The organism is Haloferax sp. AB510, from assembly GCF_024136985.1.
Classification (GTDB): Archaea; Halobacteriota; Halobacteria; order Halobacteriales; family Haloferacaceae; genus Haloferax.
Genome location: NZ_JAMYJY010000070.1, coordinates 1 through 19,754, shown reverse-complemented (window position 1 = coordinate 19,754; position 19,754 = coordinate 1). Strand labels below are relative to the sequence as shown.

Here is a 19,754-nt window from a genome sequence, read left to right as displayed (position 1 = left end):
CGTGACGGTCAGGCCGGAGGCGCTGGCGACCGCGTCGGCGTCGGCCTTCGCGGAGTCGACGGCGCGGGTCAGGGCCTCTTCGCGGAGTTCGGCGCGCTTCTCGTCGGTCAGCGTGAAGGCGACGCCGCGGATTTCGCTGGCACCGGCACCGACCGCGAGGTCGATGACTTCACCGGCGCGGTCGGGGGCGACCTCGACGCGGAGGGTGTGGGTGGCGCGGTAGCCGAGGAGTTCGCGCTCTTGGCCGCTGTAATCGTACTCGGGGTAGATGTTGAAGCCGGTCGTCTGGATGGCGTCCTCGGCGATACCGGCGTCGGTGAGGGCGGCGCGGACGGCGGCCACGTCGTCGGCGACGGTGCCGCGGGCCTCATCCGCCGAGTCGGCGGTGGTCGTCACGGCGATGGAGACCACGGCGAGGTCGGCGTCGGCGGTCACTTCGCCGGTGCCGGTCGTGGAGATGGTCGTCGCGTTGGTCGCGTCTACGCCGCCGTCGGTCGTCGCCTGTAGGGGTGCCGAGAGACAGCCCGCGAGGAGGACGAGGCTAACGAGGAATATCGGAGCAATCGTGCGTCGTTGCATACCCATCGTACGTCGGTTCAGCTATTCAAGCCGCGCTAGAGACAAAGAGCGACTGTAGCCTTCGAGACGGGGGACAACGCGCCCGGCGCGTGCCGGCTGGTCGCACGGCGACGCGCCGAGAGCGAGGGTAAACTCGACCTACTCCACGACGGCGACGTAACGCACTTCGACGTCGATTTCGCCGGTGGCCCACGGCGACAGCGGCTCGGGGGCGACGGCGTTCACCCGCCTCGTGAGTTCGCGTTCGACCATCGGTGGGTCGGAGGCCGGGTCGTAGCCGACGGTCACGACGACGCCGTCCGGCTCTTGGAGCGGCCCGCTGTCGTACTGCAGTTCCATCGACAGCAGCCGGGCGTCGGTGTCCGAGAGCGCGTCCTCGATGGCGTCGCGCGCGTCGGACTGGAAGTCGGCGTTCCGGTAGGTCGTGTAGGTGACCGCGCCGAGGAACGACGAGAGGACGAGCAGTCCGACCCCGATGACGACGATACGGAACAGGGCGGCCCGGCGGGCCTCGTCGCGGCGAATCCAACGTTCCGGCCGGTAGCCCTGCTGCCAGAGGACGCCGATGGCGACGAAGTTGACGGAGAGGATGTTGACGAGGACGAGGATGGCCGAGCCGACGACGGCCTCGGGCGCGCCCCACGCGATGCCGATGCCGACGACGGCGGTCGGCGGGACCAACGCGGCGGCTATCATGACGCCGACGAGCGCGGTTGAGACGCCGGAAGAGAGCGAAATCGCGCCCGCAGCCCCCGCGCCGAGCGCGATGACGAGCGACAGCACGTCGGGCGCGAGGCGCTCGTCCACCTCGGGAATCGACAGCACCTCCGCGGGCGACAGCGGGACCGCCCCGGTCTGCCTGAGCAGGAAGGCGAAGACGGCGGCCGCGCCGACCGCGAGGAGGCCGCCGAGCGCCTGCAGGCGAACCCCGCGGGCGAACATCTCGTCGTCGTCGACGACGGTGCCGACGCTCGCGGACATCGCGGGCCCGACGAGCGGGGCGATGACCATCGAGCCGACGACCACGGCCGGCGAGTCGAGAAGCAGGCCCGCGGTGGCGACGAGCGCAGAGATGACCGTCATGAGCACGTAGGTCGGCACCGACGGCGCGAGGTCCGCGGCCTTCGAGGCCAACTCCTCGCGGGCGATGCGGTCGCCGTTCTCGTCGTCTTCCTCGTACTGCTCGCGCAGTTGGTCGAACCGCTTCGAGGCGACCGTCTCGGCGGCGACGACGACGGTGTAGGCGTCGCGCTCGACGCCCGCCTCGCGGAGTCGCGCCAACACCGGTTCGACGGCCTCCTTGGGGACCGGGAAGGTGACGACGGCGACGAAGCCCCGCCCGGAGGTCTCTTCGGAGACGGCGTAGTCCACGCCCTCCTCGTCGAGCGTCCGCAGGACGGCCTCGCGCTTGCCGGTCGGCACCAACACCTGTACGAGTCGCACGGCCTCACGTCGGTCCGGGCGGTGAAATAAGCAGGGGCTCGGCTACGCGTCCGACTCGTCGTGCAACCGCCGGAGGACGGGCATCTCGTCGAGGCGCTCGTCGGGGAGCGCGTCCCAGTCGATGCCCGTCGGGCGCGGATACGGGGTCTCGGTTCGGACCAGCCGTTCGGGGGTGACGACGAGGTCCATCGGCACGTCGTGGGCGTCCGGCACCGGCAGGTCGTCGCGGACCTGCCGCTCGTGGACCGTCGTCGCCACGGTCGTCTCCGCGGAGACGGCACCCAGCCCTCGCAACACCGCGTATTCGAGGTCGCTGAATCCCTCGCCCTTCCCGACGCGAGCGCCCGCCTCGGAGACGGCGACCGACCCCGAGACGACGAGGTCGATGGGCGGCAGAGCGTCGGGACCGACTTTGTCGGCGTAGGTCTCGACGTGCGAGACGGTCGGCGCGCTGTCGAGGTGTTCGTCGTCGATGCGGGCGGGGTCGAGCTCGTAGAAGCACTCCTCGTCGCGGAGCCGCGGGACGGCCATGTAGACGGTCTTGCCCTCGCGGAGCGCCCGCCGCCTGACGGGGAGTTGCGGGGCGTCCGGATTGGCCTTCACGGCGTCGGCGTCGGCCCACTCGGGCGTTGCCGCGAGTCGCTCGGCGGCCGCGCTCGCGTCGGCGAAGTTCGGAATGCGGCCGTGCGGCGGGAAGGGGAACCGGGCCGCGCCCGACGATTCGAGGTCGTCCCACACCGTCGTTCGGAGCGTCGCTTTGTCCATCGCGTCGCCGTCGCGTACTCGCGGCGGACCAATAGCTCCCCCGTTCGGGCCGCGGGCGAACCGTGTCTCGGCGCGAGCAGCCGCCTATGAGAGGTCGGCCGCCGACTGCGACAACAGCACCTTCCGTAAGACGGTGTCGGCCCCGCGGCGGACGCGCTCGGAGGCGGCCTGCGGGCTGATTCCGAGTCGGTCGGCCACCTCGCTGAGCGTGGTCTGCCGCGGCACCTCGAAGTAGCCCTCCGAGACGGCGGTGACGAGCGCCTCCTGTTGTTCGTCGGTGATGTCGAAGTTGTAGACTCCCGGTTCGCCCTCCGCGAGGGTGTAGATGCGCTCGACGTGGAACTCGATCTCCTCCTCCTGACAGAGGTTGTGGAAGTCGGTGAGTGCCGCGTGGTCGTTGAATCGGAGGCGGAACGTCCACGGGTCGTTGCCGTGGGCTTCGAGAATCGTCGCCTCGCTGTCTGTGAGAATCCGGGTCAGACTCGACGTGGTCCCACCCCAACTGACTCTGTACAACACGCGGTTTTCGACGCGGGCGACCGCGGTCAGCTCGTCGACGATGCTGTTGTCTCGAACGGCGCGTTCGAACGCCTCGAAGTCGGTGCCGCGCGCCCAGAAGAACGGCATGACCTCACCGCCGGTCGGGACGACGCGCTCTAGCTCGATGTGGACGCCGTTCGACACGGCGGTGACCCTCCCGAGGTCGAAGCTCTCAGAGTCGATCGTCAACTCGACGATTACGGCCATTACTGGCTGCCATTTCGCCGCCGCCGTATTGAACTCCTTTGTCAAGACACTGCTAAAAATCGGGTGTTGGGTTGTTCTGGGAGCCGGTATTCACTCCATTCAGCTAGTATTCCGCCCGAAAGAACTCGTTCGTGACCAGGTTCGGTTCATAACATGTAACGGAGGTTCCGATTGGCTACTTCAATGACCGGACTGTGAAAGCAGAAAGAGAATGCTGACTTGCTAGCTATGCTCTCTCGGGGGACGTAGTTGTGAACGCACACAGACATCGACAGCCGTACGCCGCCCGACCGCGTCGTGATGGCGCAGAGGCGTACGGACGTGTGAGTGACGGGCCGCGCTCTCGACGGTACCGGTATCGGGTGGTGTCCACCGGGTGCCCGGAGCGGGGCCTTCCGGCGACTCGCGGGAGACGCTTTGCCTCGGCGTCTCGCGCCCGTCGCGCGACGCCTGTTCGGATCCAACGGGGGTCGTGCCGATGGTAGCCGCGACATCCCCCCGCCTCGACGAGGCGTTCGACGCCCTCGGAAACGTCCATCGGCGGCAGTTGCTGATGGGCCTGCGCCGACGGAGACGCGCGCGCCTCGAAGCGGCAACGCGGGACGCGGCCGTTGGTGGCGGCTGCGACCGCGACCGACTGAAGGTGGAACTGTTCCACGTTCATCTGCCGAAACTCGCTGACGCCGGCTTCGTCGAGTGGAATCGCCATCTCGGTTCCGTCGCGCGCGGCCCTCGATTCGACGAAATCGAGCCGCTGTTGCGATTTCTCGACGAGAACGCGGGCGAGTTCTCGGCGAGCGGCTGTGACTGACGCGGCCGCCTCATTCACGCGTCGTCGGCGAGCCGTCGTGGGGGCGACTCGCCCGGAGACGTGATTTTTTCGACGCCGACGCCTCGCAGCGCGGCGTCCGTACCGCCCACCTTATCCGTCACGGCGGCGAACCGCCGGTATGTTCGAAGACCGACCGAACCGCGACGAAATCGTCCTCGTCGGGCGGTCGAACGTGGGGAAGTCCACCCTGATGCGAGAGCTGACGGGTCACAGCAAGTTCACGACGGGGAAGAAGCCCGGCGTCACCCGCAAACCCAACCACTTCGACTGGAACGCGGAGCACTTCATGTTCACCGACCTCCCCGGGTTCGGCTTCATGTCCGGCGTCGACCGCGACACCCGCGAGGCCATCAAGACCGACGTCGTCCAGTACATCGAGGAGCACGCGGACGACATCCTCGCGGCGGTCCTCGTCGTCGACGGGAAAAGCGTCATCGACATCATCGACCGCCACACCACCGAGGACTCCATCCCCCACGACGTGGAGATGTTCTTCTTCCTCGACGAACTCGACATCCCGACCGTGGTCGCGGTCAACAAGATGGACAAGGTCGACGACCGCGACGAGCGCCTGAACGACCTCTGTGACCGCCTCGGTCTCTTCCCGCCGTGGAAGCAGTGGCGGAACGTCATCGCGCCCATCACGGCCAAGCGCGGCGACATCTCGCACCTCGAAGAAGCCCTGCGGTCGCACCTCCACGAACAGGGCCGCGACGACCTGTTCAAGTTCCTCTGAGCGGCCCGCCGACGCGCCGGCCGTTTCGCCCCCGGTTCGGACGCGGCGGCCCCTCACGCCACCCGGTTCGTGAGCGGGTCGCCGGCGGCTATCTTCTCGACGTTCTCCCGCACGAGCGCCGCGATGTCCTCGTGGTACTTCCCCGTCGCGGCGCTCACGTGCGGCGTGACGAGCACCTCGTCGAAGCTCCACAGCGGCGACTCCGCGGGGAGCGGTTCCTCGGCGAACACGTCGAGCGCCGCGCCCGCGATGTCGCCGTCGTCGAGCGCCGCCACGAGGTCGTCTTCGTCGACGACGGGCCCGCGCGCGACGTTCACAAGGTAGGCGTCCTCGCGCATCGCCTCGAACGCCGGCGCGTCGACCATGCCCGTCGTCTCATCCGTCAGCGGTAGCGCCAGCACGACGAACCGGGCGTCGGCGATAGCCTCGTGGAACCGGTCGGGCGTGAACACGGTCGAGACGTTCTCGACCGGGTCGCCGGAGCGCCGGACGCCGACGACCTCCATGCCGAGGGCGGCCGCGCGGTCGGCGACGCCGCGCCCGAGCGTGCCGAGCCCGACGACGCAGACGCGCTCGCCGTCGAGGGTGAACGGTTCTTTGTAGCGGGGCAGATCCCACTCCCGGTCGCGCTGGGCGTCGCGGTAGGCGTGGAGGCGGCGGGCGAGCGTCAGCATGTAGGCGACGACAGTCTCGCCGACCGTCGTCCCGTGGACGCCGGTGCTGTTCGTGAGCGCCGTCCCAGCCGCCTCGTAGGTGTCCACGGGGAACTCGTCGTAGCCGGCGCGAACGCAGTGGACCCAGTCGGCCTCGACGAACGCGTCTCTGTGGCCGAACGAGACGACCGCGTCGCCCGGACCGAACGTCTCTCCCTCGGCGACGAGTTCGACGGGGACGTCGGAGCTCGAAAGCGCCTCCACGAACAGGCCCGGCGGCATCACGCGACCGACCGACTCGTCGACCGCGATGCGTTCGATGTGCATGGCCGAGGGGTCGCGGCGGCCCACGAAGGAAGTTGCGCCTTCGGCGTCGGTGTCCGGTTTTCCGGCGTCCGATTTTCTGCTGTCCGGTCTCAGTCCCCGACTTACGTCGTCTTCGACCACGGCGGCGGGAGGAGCACGTCGGTGTCGGGGTGGTCGGCGCGCCACTCGGCCCACGTCGTCACCGACGATGGGAGAATCGCCAGTTTCTCGCCGGCCTGCGACCCGCAGATGCCCGTCGCCAGCAGTTGGCTCCAGTAGCTCCCGGTCGCCTCGTCGTAGAGCACGAGGTTCGCGGCGTTGCGGAGTTCGGTGTCGCCGGTCAGGACCGACGCGCCGAACACCCGGCCCTCGGCGGCACTCGTAAAGCCGTAAGCCGCGGGCGGCTGCCACAGCTGTCCCGATGGGAGAAACGTCGTCGGAACGCCCTCGACGAGTCGCTCAGCGACGAGGCCGGCCTGACACATCGGGCAGTACGCCACGAACAGCGGCTCGCCGCCGAGGCTGTCGTTGACGACCTCGTGCCACCAGAGGACCGAAAGCGGGTACGCGCGGGTCGCCCCGCCGCGCTCGACGCCGACGACGTACGTCTCGTCGTACAGTCCGGGTTCGGGGTCGTCGCCGAAGCGGTACTTCGCGTCCACCCGCCGGCCCGCCCACCCCGAAGCGACCGCGGGTTCGACGATGGCGTGGATGCCGTCGACGATGTTCGGCGGCGCGCTACAGACCGTCCGCGGGAAGCCCTGCGCGACGACCGGGTCGGGGTTCTCCGGCGCGGGGAATCCCACCATCGGCGGCCGCATCCCTCCGACGGTACAACCCGCGAGGCCGGCGGTCGCCGCGCTCACGAGTCCGAGAAAGGCACGGCGGTACATACAATAATTCGGTGCGGAGATAGCAAGGACCTTGCGGAGGTTGTGTGTCCGTGTCGCACGGGACGACGGGGAACGATGCCTCTCGATTCGTCAGTCTTCGCGAGGTGAGGGCACGGGGCTCACGGGTTGGCCCGGAGCGTCACGCGCTCAGCCCGGTGGTCCTCGATGAACGCGCCCGGCCCACCGAAACTCACCTCGCCATCGAGGGTCTCGAGAACGAGGCTCGTCTCTAACGTGTAGTCGTTCGACGCCGGTTCGACGAACGCCTGTCTGATGTCGATTATCTTTCCGAAGAACTCCTCGCCGCTCTCCGTCACGACGTCTGCCCAGAGGTCGGTCCCCGCTTGCCGATGGAGGAACGCGTGGAAGACCGCCTCGCGGAACCAATCGTACGACGCCGGAAGCGGGTCGGGGTCTGTCACGTACTGAAGCTTCGAGGCGGGCCAGTAGGCGCTGAGATACATTCCGAGAACGGACCCCGCGAGATGGTTCTGTGTGACGGTGACCGCGTCCTTGTCGTTGTGTGGTAGTTCGAGGACGTGGGGGTCACCGATCATCGCGGATTTGTCGTCGACGGTGTAGAGGAACGGGAGGCTCGCGTCCCAGTAGCGGACGGCGTCCGCGACGTCGGCGAATTCGTGGGTATCGTCGTCCACCTCGTCCATCTCGCCGAGCAGGAGGAAGATAAACACGCCTCTGGCGGCCGCGTCCTTGAGTTCCGCTTCTATCTCGGGATAGACGTGTTCTGGCACGGCGACTAACGCCTCGACCTCCGCCTCCGAGAGGGCGGTCCGCATCCGTTTGAGCGCGGTCTCGCGGGACTTTATGATTCGTATCTCGGGTGCCTGCTCGGTACTATCGTCGAACCGCTCCTTGAGCGACGGCGTTATCGATTCGATGCGAGTGGAGAGGTTCTGCATCGCCTCCTCGGGAGGTAAGGCGCTGATCGTCGTCGGCGACGCGTGTTTCTTTACCCGGACGAGCCCCCGCCGTTCGAGTCGCTCGGCGATGCCGTAGACTCCCCGTTGGCTGACGTCTGCGGCTTCCGCGATGGCACGGGTCGTCGCCTCTCCCAGCGAGAGGAGTGCGAGATATGTGTCGATCTCCGTATCGGACAGGCCGAAGACGCTCAGTTCCTCTCTGAGCGTCGCATCGTCCAGTCCACTGGACCGAGTCATTTCGTTCACGTAAGGTAGCTGTTCATTCATATAGATACTTTGTGTCGTGTGCGGTGTCTTCGGGCGGTCGGAGCGGTATCGGACACCACGGAACCGGACGTGAAACTGTCACATACTGTTTTTCAGCTCACTGCAACGGTCACGTAGCCCTCGAAATCGAGGATGACCCGCTGGGTGCGGTCACCGAAGAGCGCCTTCTTGGTCGGTGACCGGCGCGGTCCCGAAAGGAAGACGTGGTCACAGTCGGTCTGTTCCGCGATATCGACGATTGCGGCGGCCTGTTCGTTCGCCTCCGCGACGACGGTTCTGAGTTCGTAGTCGACGGCCGACCCGAGGACCTCGCTCGCAGCGTCTTCGACCTCGCCGGACACGCCGTCGAGGACAGCGTCTTCGTCGTAGCTCGTGTGCTCTGCCCGGCCGATGGCATCGAGCGTTCGTTCGACTTCTTCGTACTCGTCCGGCGTCGCGAGTGCGACGACGACGAGGTCCGTCCCGCCCCCGACGGCGAACGTCCGGGCGCGTTCCAGCAGGTTTCGGTCACGGTCTATCCGGTCAATTGCGACAAGTGCGCGTGGCATTGTTGTGTATGGGTTTGGGTGTGTCTCGTGTCTCACCGGCTCAGCTCGATTTCTTCGAAGGGGTCCCAGTCGAAGTAGATGAACGCGGACGAACCGACGACCGTCACGCCGAGCATTCCGAGGCTCAGGAGGGTGACAACGGACGTCGCCGTCCCCGGTTCGATGTACGGGAGCGAGAGCGCGAGGAAGGCGAGCAAGACCACGCCCGAAACGAAGAACGCGCGCCAGACGGCGGTCATCGGTGGCACCTCTCGCGGGAGTCCACGGTTTCAGTCATCGCTCTCTCCCCGTGGTCGCGGTGCATCCGTCGGTTCGACGCCATCGAGCGGGTCGCTGTCCCAGTACTCGTGGTCCGGGTCCGTCCGGTGACAACCGGCGCAGTGAGCCCCCGGTTGGCCCGCCTCGTCGCCGAGTTCGGGCGCTTCGGTCGTACACACCTCGCGTGCCTCCGGGCAACGCGTGTGGAAGTGGCAGCCAGATGGCGGATTCACCGGGTCGGGGATATCGATAGAGCGGACCGGCGGGTCGGTCAGTTCCTGTTGGCTCGGGTCGAGGTCGGCTGTCGCCCACCGGAGGACCTTCGAGTAGGGGTGTTTGGGGTCGCGTAGCACCTTCTCCGGAGGACCGATTTCGACGATTTCCCCGAGGTACATGATGGCGACGCGGCCGCCGGCCTTCTCGGTGAGGTACCGGGCGTTCGACAGCGTGTGCGAGATGAAGACGAACGACGTGTTGAACTGCGATTGAAGTTCGAGGAGCAGGTCCATCGTCTCGACGCGCAGCGAGACGTCGAGCGCGCTGACGGCTTCGTCAGCGAGGATGACATCTGGGTTCATCAGCAGTGCACGCACGAGTGCGACGCGCTGTTGCTCCCCGCCGCTCAGCTGGTGCGGGTACCTGTGTGCGTACTCCTGGGGCGGCTGCATCCCGACTCGATCCAGGAGCGCGAAGATTCGCGCGCGCCGGTCCTCGGTAGACAGCTCGGAGTTCCACCGCTTGAGCGGCGCTTCGAGCGAGGTCAGCACCTTCCGATTGGGATTGAGCGCTGCGCCGGGGTCCTGATGGATTATCTGGAGTGCCTTGCGGATGTCACCGTACGAGACGCTCGCGTCTCTGTTTCCGTCCTTGGCGTCCCACACGTCTTGGCCTCGGTAGGTCACCGTCCCGTCCGTGGGCCGTTGAACGCCGATTATCGTCTTTCCGAGAGTCGTCTTTCCGCACCCGGACTCGCCGACCAGCGCGAGGACTTCGTTCTCCGGGATATCGATAGAGACGCCGTCGACTGCCTTCACCCGCTGTGCGTCGTTGAACAGCGAGTCGACGAGCCCTTGTTCTTTCTCGAAGTGCACGGAGACGTCTTCGAGCGAGACGACAGTCTCGTCGTCCCGGTCGGTCGTTTGACTTCCCGTCGAGTTGCGTTGGTCGCTCATGACTCGACCACCTCCAGTTCCAGCGGAACCGCATCGCCGGCGTCGTCGTGGTTGAAACACGCCGTCCGCTGATCGTCTGCGGTGTCGAACCACGGAGGGGTCTCTTCGTGACACTCGTCGGTCGCGAGGGGACACCGCGGCGCGTAGTGACAGCCGTTCGGCGTATTCGCCGGGTTCGGCGCGCTGCCCGGTATCGGTCGCATCGTCTCCAACGGGGCATCGAGGCTCGGGACCGCTCTCAGGAGCGCCCGCGTGTACGGGTGTTGGGAGTTTCGAACGACCTGTTCGCTCGGGCCGACCTCCGCGAGTTCGAACGCGTAGAGGATGGCGAGCCGGTCGGCCAGCCCGGACACGAGCGGAAGGTCGTGCGTGATAAAGAGGATAGAGAGGTTGTACTTCTCCTTGATATCGTCGAGCAGGCTCAGGATGGACCGCTGCATCAGCAGGTCCAGCGCCGCCGTCGGTTCGTCCATCAAGAGCACCTGCGGCTCTAAGACGAGCGAAAGCGCGATGAGCGCTCGCTGACTCATTCCCCCGGAGAGTTCGTGGGAGTAGGAGTCCAGCACTCGGTCGGGGTCCAGATACAGGTCTTCGAGGAGTTCCCGCGCCCGTTCCATTCCCTCCTCGACGTCGTAGTCGTGGGCGTCGAGGGTCTCCTCGAAGTGACCGCGGACGGTCATCGTGGGGTTGAACGAGGAGAGTGCTCCCTGGAACACCATGGATATCTCTTCCCATCGGAGCGACCGCAGTTCCTCGTCCGAGAGGTCGAGGATGTTCACGGGCTCGCTTCCGCGCTCGGGGTAATATCGAATCTCACCGGTGGTAATTCCGGGTTCTTCGACCGCGTCCATCATCGCGTTGGCGAGCATCGACTTCCCCGACCCCGATTCGCCGACGACGCCGAGTATCTCCCCGCGTCTGAGGTCGATACTCACGTCGTCGAGTACCATCGCGTCCCTGTACTCTAAGTCGTAGGTGACGCTCGCGTTTCGGACCTCTATGATAGGGTCGTGCGCGCCGCGTCGTTCTGTCTGGCTGTCTCGTGGCATGTTAGATATCACCCGTGTTTGGGGCGTCGCCGTCGCCGCTGGCGACGGATTTCGCGTGTCGGGCACGGACTCTCGGGTTGAAGATGCGGTCTGCTCCCTGTGCGAGGAGGGTCAGCCCGAGTGCGAGGACGATGATCGTGAGCATCGGCATCAGCAACCAGTGGAAGGCCGATGGCGAGGAGGTGGCGCCGGCCCGGTTGACCGCCGCGTTCATCATGACGCCCCAGTTGACCTTGTTGTACGGGAGCACGCCGAGGAAGTACAGCCCCACGGAGCCGAAGATGACCGCGCGGGCCTGTTGGACGAAGTTCATCGTGATGTACGGCATCAGGTTCGGGATGATGTCGCCGGCGACGATGGTCGGCGTGCTCATCCCCATGATGCGGGAGGCCTCGACGTACTCGTCGTCTCTGATGGTGAGCACCTGCGAGCGAATCGCGCGGGCCAGCCCGGCCCAGGCGTTAATCGTGATGAGGACGCCGATGACGGCCGGATTCCCTTTGATCTGCAGCGCCGTCGCGAGGACGATGGTCAGCGGGAGTCCGGGAACGGTCATCATGATGTCCGTAACGGTCATCAAGACGCTATCCGTCTGGCCGCCCTTGTAGCCGGCAAGCGTGCCGATGGCCGTGCCGAGAACGACGGTGAACACCGCACCCGCGGTGATCATGACGAGCATCGACGGCGTGGCGTGGACTATCTGCGAGAGGATGTTCGTTCCCGACGCGGTCGTTCCCAGCGGGTATTCGAGCGTCCGGAACGCGCCGACGAGAAGCGGCCCCTGGTTCGGTTTGGGTTCACTGACGAACAGCGGTCCGACCGTTCCCAGCAGCAGGTAGGTGACGACGACGAGTAGTCCGGCTCTGGCGCGCCAGTCGTCCCACACGATTCGCGCGGGTGCGAGCACCGCCTCGTCGAGCCACTGGCGGCGACGCTCGGCGTTGGTCATCGAGACCTCCGCCATCCGCTCGAACTCGGACACAGTCTTTCCGCCGTCCGCGACTGGTCGCCCCGTTCCGTCGTGTCCGGTGACGGCAGATCGCCGATCTCTCTCACGCGAAGCGGAACCTGCGTCGGTGTCACAGCTGAGTGCTTCGACGAGCGGGTCCGCGGTCTCGTCGCCCGACGAACCGCCGGACGCGCCGTCTGTCGGCTCAGTAGGACTCACGCGAAGCACCTCCTTTGGCGCGGGGGTCGAGCCACCCGTACGTCAGGTCCGCGACGGTGATGCCGATGACCATCGCGACGGTGATGAGGATGAACGCACCCATCATCAGCGGCGAATCCCGCGCGTTGATGGCCTGAATCAGGTAGAAGCCGATACCGGGGTACGCGAAGATGTTCTCGATGATGACCGCGCCGCCGAAGACCGTCCCGATGGCGATCATCAGCCCGGTGTACATCGGCAGAATCGCGTTCCGAGCGACGTACCGGAGCGCGATACGGCGGGTGGGAAGCCCACGGAGCCTCGCGACCCTGAGGTAGTCCTCGCCGAGGACGCGGATACTGTTTCCGCGCATGCTCAGCGCCCATCCGCCGAACGCCACAATCGCCATCGACAGAATCGGGAGCGTCCCGTGATACAGCACGCTCGCGAGGAAGGGGACGTTGAGTCCGGGCGTCAGTTCCGAGGCGTACCGCCCGCCCGTCGGGAACAACTGAAGCCGGTAGCCTAGGAAGGCGATGAACAGCAAGGCGACGACGTAGCCCGGCGTCGAGTTGAGAACCAGCCCGACGCCCGTGCTGCCGACGTCGAACGTCGAACCCTCCTTGTAGGCCATGAACGCGCCCAGCGACACCCCGACAGTGAACGCGAGGAAGAGCGCGGTCGCCGTCAGGAACACGGTCCATGGGATGGCCGGTCCGATCACGCCTGCGACCGATTGGTCGTACCAGATCGACTGACCGAAGTCTCCCCGGAAGATGGCGGTCATGTAGTCGATGTACTGAACGTACACCGGTTCGTCGACCGCGATGTTGGTCTGGGCCGCGATTCGTCGGTTAATCTCCGCGGTCGACAGGTCGCTTCCGCCCTGTTGAATCATCTGCGCCCGGAGGTAGTCCAGCGGTCCGCCGGGGAGGAGCCTGATGAGACCGAAGCTCGCCGACACCACCACGAAGATGGTGAGAAACGACCGACCGAGTCGCTTGAGTACGTAGCTCATCGGTCCGCCTCACTCACCAGCCGTGGATAGTTCCGTCACGAGTTCCGCGGGCGTGACCGCCTCTCCGTCCCGGAGTTGGTCGTGGAGAACCGGCGAGTCGATCTGTTCGGGCATGTTCCAGTAGTCCGCCGCGTCGGAGCTGTCGTACAGGAACTTGAAGTGGAAGTACGGGTGCGAGTTTTCGTACGACGCCCACCCTTGCAGGGCGACCACGAAGTCGCCGTTCACGTAGTCCTGCCCCCAGTAGGCGGAGTTATCCTTCATGACGGACTCCGATTTGATACCGAACTGGTTGAGTTGGGAAACGGCGGTCTGTGCACCGGCGACCCAGTCAGAGAACCCCGACGGCCCCTTGATGGGGATGCGGAGCGTTTCGCCGTCTTTCCGCCACGTTCCGTTCTGTTTCTGGTAGCCCGCCTCTTCGAGGAGCGCGGCGGCTTTGTCGGTCTGGGACTCCCCGCGACCGTACGTCTCGAACTTGTCGAGGACGCCGTCAAGCCACGTTCCCTCGACCTGGCCGCTCAGTTCGCTCGTCAGGCCGCTCGGGTACGTGACCGCGATTTTCGAGTTAGTCCCCGCACCGGAGTTCATCGCGACGTCCTCACGGTTGATGACGTGGGCGATAGCTTTGCGAACGCGCGGGTCGGACACGGGTTCACGCTCGTGGTTGAACAGCAGGCCGAGCCCCCAGTGCCGCGGAATAAGCGACGTCTGGACGGAGTCCGGGAGTTGGTTCAACTTGTTATTGGGCATGAACAGCGTCGCCGACCCGTCGGTCTCCTCGTTGATGAGCGAGTTCCACCGGCTCTGGTTCGACGGCTTGTAGAGGTACTCCACCTCGTCGAAGTTGATGTTCGCCGCGTCCGGGTGGTCCTCGTACTTCGACACGAGCGTCCGCTGGGTGTCGGCGTCCTCGAACGTGAACGGTCCCGACCCGACCGGTTCCGAGACGACTTTGCTCGTGAGTTCTCCCAACACCGAACTCCGCTCGTCGGACGACTCGGCCTCGTCGAGTCGCGTCACGAACTCGCCGTACGTCTCCTCGTGTGCGACGAGGTACTTCGGCTGGAGATACGCCAGTAAGATGTCCTCGTTGACCTGAGTCGCCAACGATATTTCGGCCGTCGACTCGTCGGTCGCGGTCACCCGGTCGGCGACGTTACCCTCGTCGTCCGGCGCGACGAACCGGCGGAGACTGCCGCCGTTGTAGATGTCGAGTTTGATCTGGTTCACCACGTCCGTCGCGGTGACGGCTGTCCCGTCGTGCCACGTCTGTCCCTCTCGCACGCTCAGGGTCAACGTCTCCCCGTCGAGTTCCCAGTCCGAGACGAGGTAGCCGGAGTACTCCTGCGTCTCGAGGTTGTAGTTCATGAACCGGTCGAACAGCGTCCGACGCGGCTCCGCGAAGTTCTTGGCGTTCCACGGGTTGTACTGCGAGTCCTTCGGAACGGCCCACTGAGCCAGCGTCATCCGCTCGTCTGAACTCTCGTCCGAGGACGTCCACTCACCGTACCGCGGAAGCCAGTCAGTCGGCCAGTACGTCTGGATCTGCTCGCTGTCTTTTGACGGAACGTTCCAATCGTCGGTCGTCTGGAACGACTGTGCCAGTTTCTCCTGCAGTGGGAGCACGGGAAGCGTCTGGTTGGTGACGTACGCCAACTCTTGGATGAGCGCGAGCGACTCGCTGTCGACCTCGACCGGCGTCGTCGTTTCGGTCGCGGTGTCCGCTCCACCACCTCCGTTCTCGCTTTCAGTCGTCGTTTGAGTCGCTTGCTGTCCGCCACAGCCCGCGAGCCCCGCTGTTACCCCTGCTGCGCCGAGTGCCTGCACGAACTGACGCCGCGAAACCGGCGAACGCTCCGTGCTTCCCATGTCATCATTCGTCATGGTTCACCTACGATTGTTACACACTAGAGTAAATAATTTCGGGTAGAAACTGTTCTTCGCGATTTTACTCTCCTTTAAGTGTGTTCTCGGTTACCATCTGAGGTAGCGACGGGAGAACATCCCGCAGACACGAACAATGAACGCAATAGAACCACGCTACGGGCCCCAAGCGGCGAACGAACTCCCGCATCGAACGTTCACGAAGGCGACGCGGTACGCGTGCGGTTCGCGGTACGGACCGAGCGACAGCGGTGAGGAGCAATGAGTTCCGTGGAGACGAAAGCGGCAACGGACAGTCAGTGGTGGAAGGAGGCGGTCGTCTACCAGATATATCCGAAGAGCTTCAACGACGCCGACGGCGACGGTGTCGGCGACCTTCGGGGCATCGAGCGCCGGGTCGACTACCTCGACGAACTCGGGGTCGACGCCGTCTGGCTCTGTCCCGTCTACGAGTCGCCGCAGGCGGACAACGGCTACGACATCAGCGACTACCGGTCGATACACCCCGCCTATGGCGACATGGACGACTGGAGGCGACTCCTCGGTGCCCTCCACGAGCGAGATATCCGGCTCGTCATGGACCTCGTGGTCAACCATACCTCGAAAGAACACGAGTGGTTCCAGCGCTCTCGGCGGCGCGACGGGGAGTACGAGGACTACTACATCTGGCGCGACGGGAGTCCGGACGAACCGCCGAACAACTGGGAGTCGTGCTTCGGCGGCCCCGCGTGGACCTACGACGACGAACGCGAGCAGTGGTATCTGCACCTGTTCGACGAGAACCAACCCGACCTCAACTGGCGCAATCCGGCCGTCCGCGACTCCGTCTACGAGATGATGGAGTGGTGGCTCTCGCAGGGCATCGACGGCTTCCGAATGGACGTCATCAACCTCATCTCCAAGGCCGAAGACCTGCCCGACGGCGAGCCGGGGGCGGGACAAACCGGTACAGAGCACTTCTTCAACGGGCCGAACATCCACGAGTACCTCCGAGAGATGCGCGACCGAGTGCTCTCGGACGATTCGCTCTTGACCATCGGCGAGACGCCGGGTGTCGGCGTTGACGACGCCAAGGAGTACGTCGGCTCGGACGGGGACGGTCTCTCGATGGTGTTCCAGTTCGAACACGTCACGTTCGACCACGACGAGCACAAGTGGGACGCCGGTGACTGGTCGCTCGTCGAGTTCAAAGAGATTCTCTCGAAGTGGCAGACCGGCCTCGAAGCCGACGGATGGAACAGCGTCTATCTGAACAACCACGACCAACCGCGGATGGTCTCTCGGTTCGGCGACGACGGCGACTATCGCCGCGAGTCGGCGAAACTCCTCGGAACGCTCACCCACACGCTCCAGGGGACGCCGTTCATCTATCAGGGCGAGGAGATCGGGATGACGAACGCCTCGTTCGCGTCTCCGGACGACCTCCGAGACGTCGAGTCGCTGAACTTCATCGAGGAATCTCTCGAACGAAGCGACGTCCAGTCCTACGAGGACGTTCGGGACGCCATCGAGTACGTCGGCCGGGACAACGCCCGCACGCCGATGCAGTGGTCGGACGACCCGAATGCCGGATTCACCGAGGGCGAGCCGTGGATACAGTGCAACTCGAACTACGAGACGGTCAACGTGGAGCGGGCCCGCGCGGACGAGGACTCGGTCTTACACTACTACCGCGACCTCATCGAACTGCGCGACGAGCGCGACGTCTTGGTGTACGGTGAGTTCGAACTCCTCCTCCCCGACCACCCCGCCGTCTTCGCGTACACGCGAACGCTCGGCGATGAACGCGGTCTGGTGGTCCTCAACTTCGAATCGGAACCAGTCGAGTTCGTGGCAGCGGGTGTCGCCCTCGATGGGCTCGAACTCGCCATCGCGAACGCCGACGCTCCGACCGTGCCGAGCGACACGTTCGAACTCGGGCCGTACGAGGCCCGCGTCTACCTCACGCCGACACAGCACACCCAGACACGATGACGACACACGACTCCCAGACGATAGCACTGCCCCGAGACACGAACGTCGACCGAGCGTGGTGGAAGGAGGCGGTCGTCTACCAGATTTACCCACGTAGCTTCAACGACAGCGACGGTACCGGCGTCGGCGATATCCCCGGCATCACCGAAAAAGCGGACTACCTCGACGAATTAGGTGTCGACGTCGTCTGGCTCTGTCCGGTGTACGACTCGCCGAACGCCGACAACGGCTACGACATCCGCGACTACCGCTCGATAATGGACGAGTTCGGGACGATGGCGGACTGGGAAGCGCTCCGCGACGCCCTCCACGAACGAGACATCCGCCTCATCATGGACCTCGTCGTCAACCACACCTCGAAACAACACGTGTGGTTCCAGAAGTCCCGGCGTTGCGAGGACGGCTACGAAGACTATTATCACTGGCAAGACGGCGACCCTGACGAACCGCCGAACAACTGGCAGTCGATTTTCGGCGGTCCCGCCTGGTCCTACGACGAGGAACGCGGACAGTGGTACCTCCACCTCTTCGACCCCGAACAACCGGACCTGAACTGGCGCAACCCCGACGTCCGAGACGCCGTCGCGGACGTGGTCACGTGGTGGCTCGAGAAGGGTATCGACGGCTTTCGCCTCGACGCCATCGACCACCTCTCGAAGGCCGACGGATACCCCGACGGGGACTCCGACGAACCGATTACCGGGCTGGAACACTTCAGCCACGGCCCTCGCCTTCGCGAGTATCTTACTGAACTCGCGACGGCGTTCGAGGGATACGACACGATGACCGTCGGTGAGATGGGGGGCGCAGACATTGAGCAGGTGGACGAGTACACCGGCGAGGACGGGCTCAACACGGTCTTCCAGTTCGAGCACATGGGGGTCACCGCCGGGCCGGACGGCCCGTGGGACCCGGAACAGTTCGGCGAGTGGGACCTCACTGATCTCAAGGAGATTATCGGCCAGCAGCAGGGCGAAATCGACTGGCCCGCGCTCTTCTTCGGGAATCACGACCAGCCCCGACTCGTTTCCCACTTCGGCGACGACGAGGCGTATCGCGAAGAGAGCGCGAAACTCGTCGCGACGTTTCTCTTGACGCTTCGCGGAACGCCGTACATCTATCAGGGCGAAGAGATTGGCATGACGAACGACGTGTTTTCGAGCCTCGACGAACTCGACGACCCGATGACCGTCGGCATCGTCGAGGAACTTCTCGAAGAGGGTGCTATCGACACCTACGACGACGCCGCGGACCTGGTTAACCACCGAAGCCGAGACCACGCCCGCACACCGATGCAGTGGTCGGACGAACCGAACGCGGGGTTCACCACCGGCGACCCGTGGTTCGCCGCCAACGAGAACTACACCGACATCAACGTCGAATCGTCGCTTACCGACCCGGACTCCGTCTGGAACCACTACCGGCGGCTTATCGACCTCCGTCACGACGAAGACGCGTTCGTCTACGGTGAGTACGACGACGTGCTCCCGGACGACGAGCAGCTATACGCGTATACGCGAACGCTCGGCGACGAGCGGATGCTGGTCGTTCTCAACTGGTCCGACGACACCGCGACCCTCGACGACCTCGTGGTGGAGACGAGCCACGCCGAAGTGGTGCTCAGTAACTACGACGGCGTTTCCGACGACCCGTCCGCCGGGTCGTTCGAACCCTACGAGGCGACGGTCTACCGAGTCGGTTCCGCCTGAGGGACGCCGAACCGGCGTTCCCGTCTCTCTGTTCTCACTCGCGTTCTCTGAGTAGTGGTCGCAGGCGAAACACACGCGATACTAGAGGATGTGTCGTGTCGACTCGGCGCGGTAGTAAGATGGTGGCTCAGTTGTAACGTGTCATCACAAGGGGCTGAGTGGGGGTAACCTTCGTCATCGCCACCGTGTCGCCGTCAGAGTCGGACGCTCAAGAATCCACCCTTTTCGGCCTGCGACTGGTCCGCAATCAGCCGGTCTCCTCAGCCACCCCGTCCCGGAAGTCCAACTCGGCGAGCGCGGCGTGTTCTTCCGCAATCGTAGAAACCGCATCGGCGTCTAACACGCCGCCCTCGGTGACGACACCAGTCACGAGATCCGCGGGGACGACCTCGAAAAGCGGGTTCTCGGTTCCTACCGCGGCCTCGCCGTCGTACAGCGCGCCCGCGTCCTCGCCGACGAAGCGGTCGTCGCCGCGAATCTTGTCGCGGGCGCAGACGGCGAACACGGGGACGTCGGCGCGGGCGGCCGCGAGCGCCACGGGGAGGCTTCCGACCTTATTGACGACGCCGCCGGACGCGAGCACCGAGTCGGCCCCGAGGAGAACCGCGTCTGCTCTTCCGCCCGCGACGAGTCCGGGGAGTGCCGCGTCGGTCGTCAGCGTCGCATCCTGGCCGCCTCGGGCGAGGCTCTCGGCGACGCCGACACCCTCGCCGCCCGGTCGGGATTCGGAAACGAGGACGCTCGCCCCGGCGGCTTCGAGCGCGGCGAGGACCGTCCCCGACCGCGAGAGCGTGGCGAGTCGGTCGAACCCGCGTTCGCGGACGAGTTCG

18 protein-coding genes and 1 pseudogene are annotated in these 19,754 nt (G+C 65.3%); 4 read left to right on the top strand and 15 right to left on the bottom strand.

What is annotated here, in order from left to right; all coding sequences use genetic code 11:
* The 4 genes from NKF06_RS13635 to NKF06_RS13620 form a co-directional block, all read right to left on the bottom strand.
* Window positions 1–579: SIMPL domain-containing protein (locus NKF06_RS13635; protein WP_253245704.1), on the bottom strand; the 579-nt coding region annotated here is incomplete at its 3' end.
* A gap of 138 nt (window positions 580–717) precedes the next feature.
* Window positions 718–2,022, bottom strand: coding sequence for a TIGR00341 family protein (locus NKF06_RS13630; RefSeq protein WP_253245703.1), 1,305 nt, complete (start codon window positions 2,020–2,022; stop codon window positions 718–720).
* Window positions 2,023–2,064: 42 nt separating this feature from the next.
* Window positions 2,065–2,787 carry a 5-formyltetrahydrofolate cyclo-ligase gene (locus tag NKF06_RS13625; protein WP_253245702.1) on the bottom strand — a complete coding sequence of 241 codons (723 nt, stop codon included), beginning with the start codon at window positions 2,785–2,787 and terminating at the stop codon, window positions 2,065–2,067.
* Between the two features lie 84 nt (window positions 2,788–2,871).
* Window positions 2,872–3,534, bottom strand: a complete 663-nt coding sequence (locus tag NKF06_RS13620; RefSeq protein WP_253245701.1) for a helix-turn-helix domain-containing protein — start codon at window positions 3,532–3,534, stop codon at window positions 2,872–2,874.
* A gap of 478 nt (window positions 3,535–4,012) precedes the next feature.
* On the opposite strand from NKF06_RS13620, the gene NKF06_RS13615 reads away from it, so the two are divergent.
* Window positions 4,013–4,345, top strand: coding sequence for a hypothetical protein (locus tag NKF06_RS13615; RefSeq protein ID WP_058825889.1), 333 nt, complete (start codon window positions 4,013–4,015; stop codon window positions 4,343–4,345).
* Between the two features lie 139 nt (window positions 4,346–4,484).
* The gene (gene engB, locus NKF06_RS13610) at window positions 4,485–5,102 is read left to right on the top strand and encodes a GTP-binding protein EngB (RefSeq protein WP_058825888.1); all 618 of its coding nucleotides are present in this window, start codon (window positions 4,485–4,487) and stop codon (window positions 5,100–5,102) included.
* 53 nt (window positions 5,103–5,155) lie between these two features.
* Here the strand turns inward: engB and ddh are convergent, their stop codons facing one another.
* The 10 genes from ddh to NKF06_RS13560 all read right to left on the bottom strand — a co-directional run bounded on the left by ddh (window position 5,156) and on the right by NKF06_RS13560 (window position 15,241).
* Window positions 5,156–6,082, bottom strand: coding sequence for a D-2-hydroxyacid dehydrogenase (ddh, locus tag NKF06_RS13605; protein ID WP_253245700.1), 927 nt, complete (start codon window positions 6,080–6,082; stop codon window positions 5,156–5,158).
* A gap of 101 nt (window positions 6,083–6,183) precedes the next feature.
* Entirely contained in the window at window positions 6,184–6,954 is a 771-nt protein-coding gene (locus NKF06_RS13600; protein ID WP_058825886.1) for a DUF3179 domain-containing (seleno)protein, read from the bottom strand.
* Window positions 6,955–7,073: 119 nt separating this feature from the next.
* On the bottom strand, window positions 7,074–8,132 hold the full coding sequence (locus tag NKF06_RS13595) for a TrmB family transcriptional regulator sugar-binding domain-containing protein (RefSeq protein WP_253245699.1): 1,059 nt from the start codon (window positions 8,130–8,132) through the stop codon (window positions 7,074–7,076).
* A gap of 122 nt (window positions 8,133–8,254) precedes the next feature.
* Window positions 8,255–8,710, bottom strand: a complete 456-nt coding sequence (locus tag NKF06_RS13590; protein WP_058825884.1) for a universal stress protein — start codon at window positions 8,708–8,710, stop codon at window positions 8,255–8,257.
* A 32-nt stretch (window positions 8,711–8,742) separates the two neighbouring features.
* Entirely contained in the window at window positions 8,743–8,949 is a 207-nt protein-coding gene (locus NKF06_RS13585; protein ID WP_050459284.1) for a hypothetical protein, read from the bottom strand.
* Window positions 8,950–8,979: 30 nt separating this feature from the next.
* Window positions 8,980–10,140, bottom strand: a complete 1,161-nt coding sequence (locus NKF06_RS13580) for an ABC transporter ATP-binding protein (protein WP_058825883.1) — start codon at window positions 10,138–10,140, stop codon at window positions 8,980–8,982.
* Window positions 10,137–11,189: an ABC transporter ATP-binding protein gene (locus NKF06_RS13575; protein ID WP_058825882.1), complete on the bottom strand. Its 1,053-nt coding sequence runs from the start codon at window positions 11,187–11,189 to the stop codon at window positions 10,137–10,139. The genes NKF06_RS13580 and NKF06_RS13575 overlap by 4 nt, the downstream gene beginning before the upstream one ends.
* 1 nt (window position 11,190) lies before the next feature.
* Window positions 11,191–12,171: an ABC transporter permease gene (locus tag NKF06_RS13570; protein WP_253245698.1), complete on the bottom strand. Its 981-nt coding sequence runs from the start codon at window positions 12,169–12,171 to the stop codon at window positions 11,191–11,193.
* Window positions 12,172–12,343: 172 nt separating this feature from the next.
* The gene (locus NKF06_RS13565) at window positions 12,344–13,354 is read right to left on the bottom strand and encodes an ABC transporter permease (RefSeq protein WP_050459288.1); all 1,011 of its coding nucleotides are present in this window, start codon (window positions 13,352–13,354) and stop codon (window positions 12,344–12,346) included.
* A 9-nt stretch (window positions 13,355–13,363) separates the two neighbouring features.
* Complete coding sequence (locus NKF06_RS13560; RefSeq protein ID WP_253245697.1) at window positions 13,364–15,241, bottom strand: ABC transporter substrate-binding protein; 1,878 nt, start codon at window positions 15,239–15,241, stop codon at window positions 13,364–13,366.
* A 261-nt stretch (window positions 15,242–15,502) separates the two neighbouring features.
* Between NKF06_RS13560 and NKF06_RS13555 the strand changes: the two genes are divergently transcribed.
* Complete coding sequence (locus NKF06_RS13555; protein ID WP_058825879.1) at window positions 15,503–17,215, top strand: alpha-glucosidase; 1,713 nt, start codon at window positions 15,503–15,505, stop codon at window positions 17,213–17,215.
* A complete protein-coding gene (locus NKF06_RS13550) occupies window positions 17,212–18,924 on the top strand; it encodes an alpha-glucosidase (RefSeq protein ID WP_253245696.1) in 1,713 nt (570 codons plus the stop codon). The genes NKF06_RS13555 and NKF06_RS13550 overlap by 4 nt, the downstream gene beginning before the upstream one ends.
* Window positions 18,925–19,171: 247 nt before the next feature.
* On the opposite strand, the pseudogene NKF06_RS13545 reads toward NKF06_RS13550, so the two are convergent.
* Window positions 19,172–19,754: pseudogene (locus tag NKF06_RS13545) on the bottom strand (translation initiation factor 2); the annotation flags it as partial.

What these genes read in the sequence shown, in the direction of transcription:
- NKF06_RS13560 (WP_253245697.1), bottom strand. Translation starts at nt 15,241, where the DNA reads ATGACGAATGATGACATGGGAAGCACGGAGCGTTCGCCGGTTTCGCGG.
- ddh (WP_253245700.1), bottom strand. Translation starts at nt 6,082, where the DNA reads ATGCACATCGAACGCATCGCGGTCGACGAGTCGGTCGGTCGCGTGATG.
- NKF06_RS13595 (WP_253245699.1), bottom strand. Translation starts at nt 8,132, where the DNA reads ATGACTCGGTCCAGTGGACTGGACGATGCGACGCTCAGAGAGGAACTG.
- NKF06_RS13555 (WP_058825879.1), top strand. Translation starts at nt 15,503, where the DNA reads ATGAGTTCCGTGGAGACGAAAGCGGCAACGGACAGTCAGTGGTGGAAG.
- NKF06_RS13550 (WP_253245696.1), top strand. Translation starts at nt 17,212, where the DNA reads ATGACGACACACGACTCCCAGACGATAGCACTGCCCCGAGACACGAAC.
- NKF06_RS13600 (WP_058825886.1), bottom strand. Translation starts at nt 6,954, where the DNA reads ATGTACCGCCGTGCCTTTCTCGGACTCGTGAGCGCGGCGACCGCCGGC.
- NKF06_RS13585 (WP_050459284.1), bottom strand. Translation starts at nt 8,949, where the DNA reads ATGACCGCCGTCTGGCGCGCGTTCTTCGTTTCGGGCGTGGTCTTGCTC.
- engB (WP_058825888.1), top strand. Translation starts at nt 4,485, where the DNA reads ATGTTCGAAGACCGACCGAACCGCGACGAAATCGTCCTCGTCGGGCGG.
- NKF06_RS13620 (WP_253245701.1), bottom strand. Translation starts at nt 3,534, where the DNA reads ATGGCCGTAATCGTCGAGTTGACGATCGACTCTGAGAGCTTCGACCTC.
- NKF06_RS13565 (WP_050459288.1), bottom strand. Translation starts at nt 13,354, where the DNA reads ATGAGCTACGTACTCAAGCGACTCGGTCGGTCGTTTCTCACCATCTTC.
- NKF06_RS13615 (WP_058825889.1), top strand. Translation starts at nt 4,013, where the DNA reads ATGGTAGCCGCGACATCCCCCCGCCTCGACGAGGCGTTCGACGCCCTC.
- NKF06_RS13625 (WP_253245702.1), bottom strand. Translation starts at nt 2,787, where the DNA reads ATGGACAAAGCGACGCTCCGAACGACGGTGTGGGACGACCTCGAATCG.
- NKF06_RS13575 (WP_058825882.1), bottom strand. Translation starts at nt 11,189, where the DNA reads ATGCCACGAGACAGCCAGACAGAACGACGCGGCGCGCACGACCCTATC.
- NKF06_RS13590 (WP_058825884.1), bottom strand. Translation starts at nt 8,710, where the DNA reads ATGCCACGCGCACTTGTCGCAATTGACCGGATAGACCGTGACCGAAAC.
- NKF06_RS13580 (WP_058825883.1), bottom strand. Translation starts at nt 10,140, where the DNA reads ATGAGCGACCAACGCAACTCGACGGGAAGTCAAACGACCGACCGGGAC.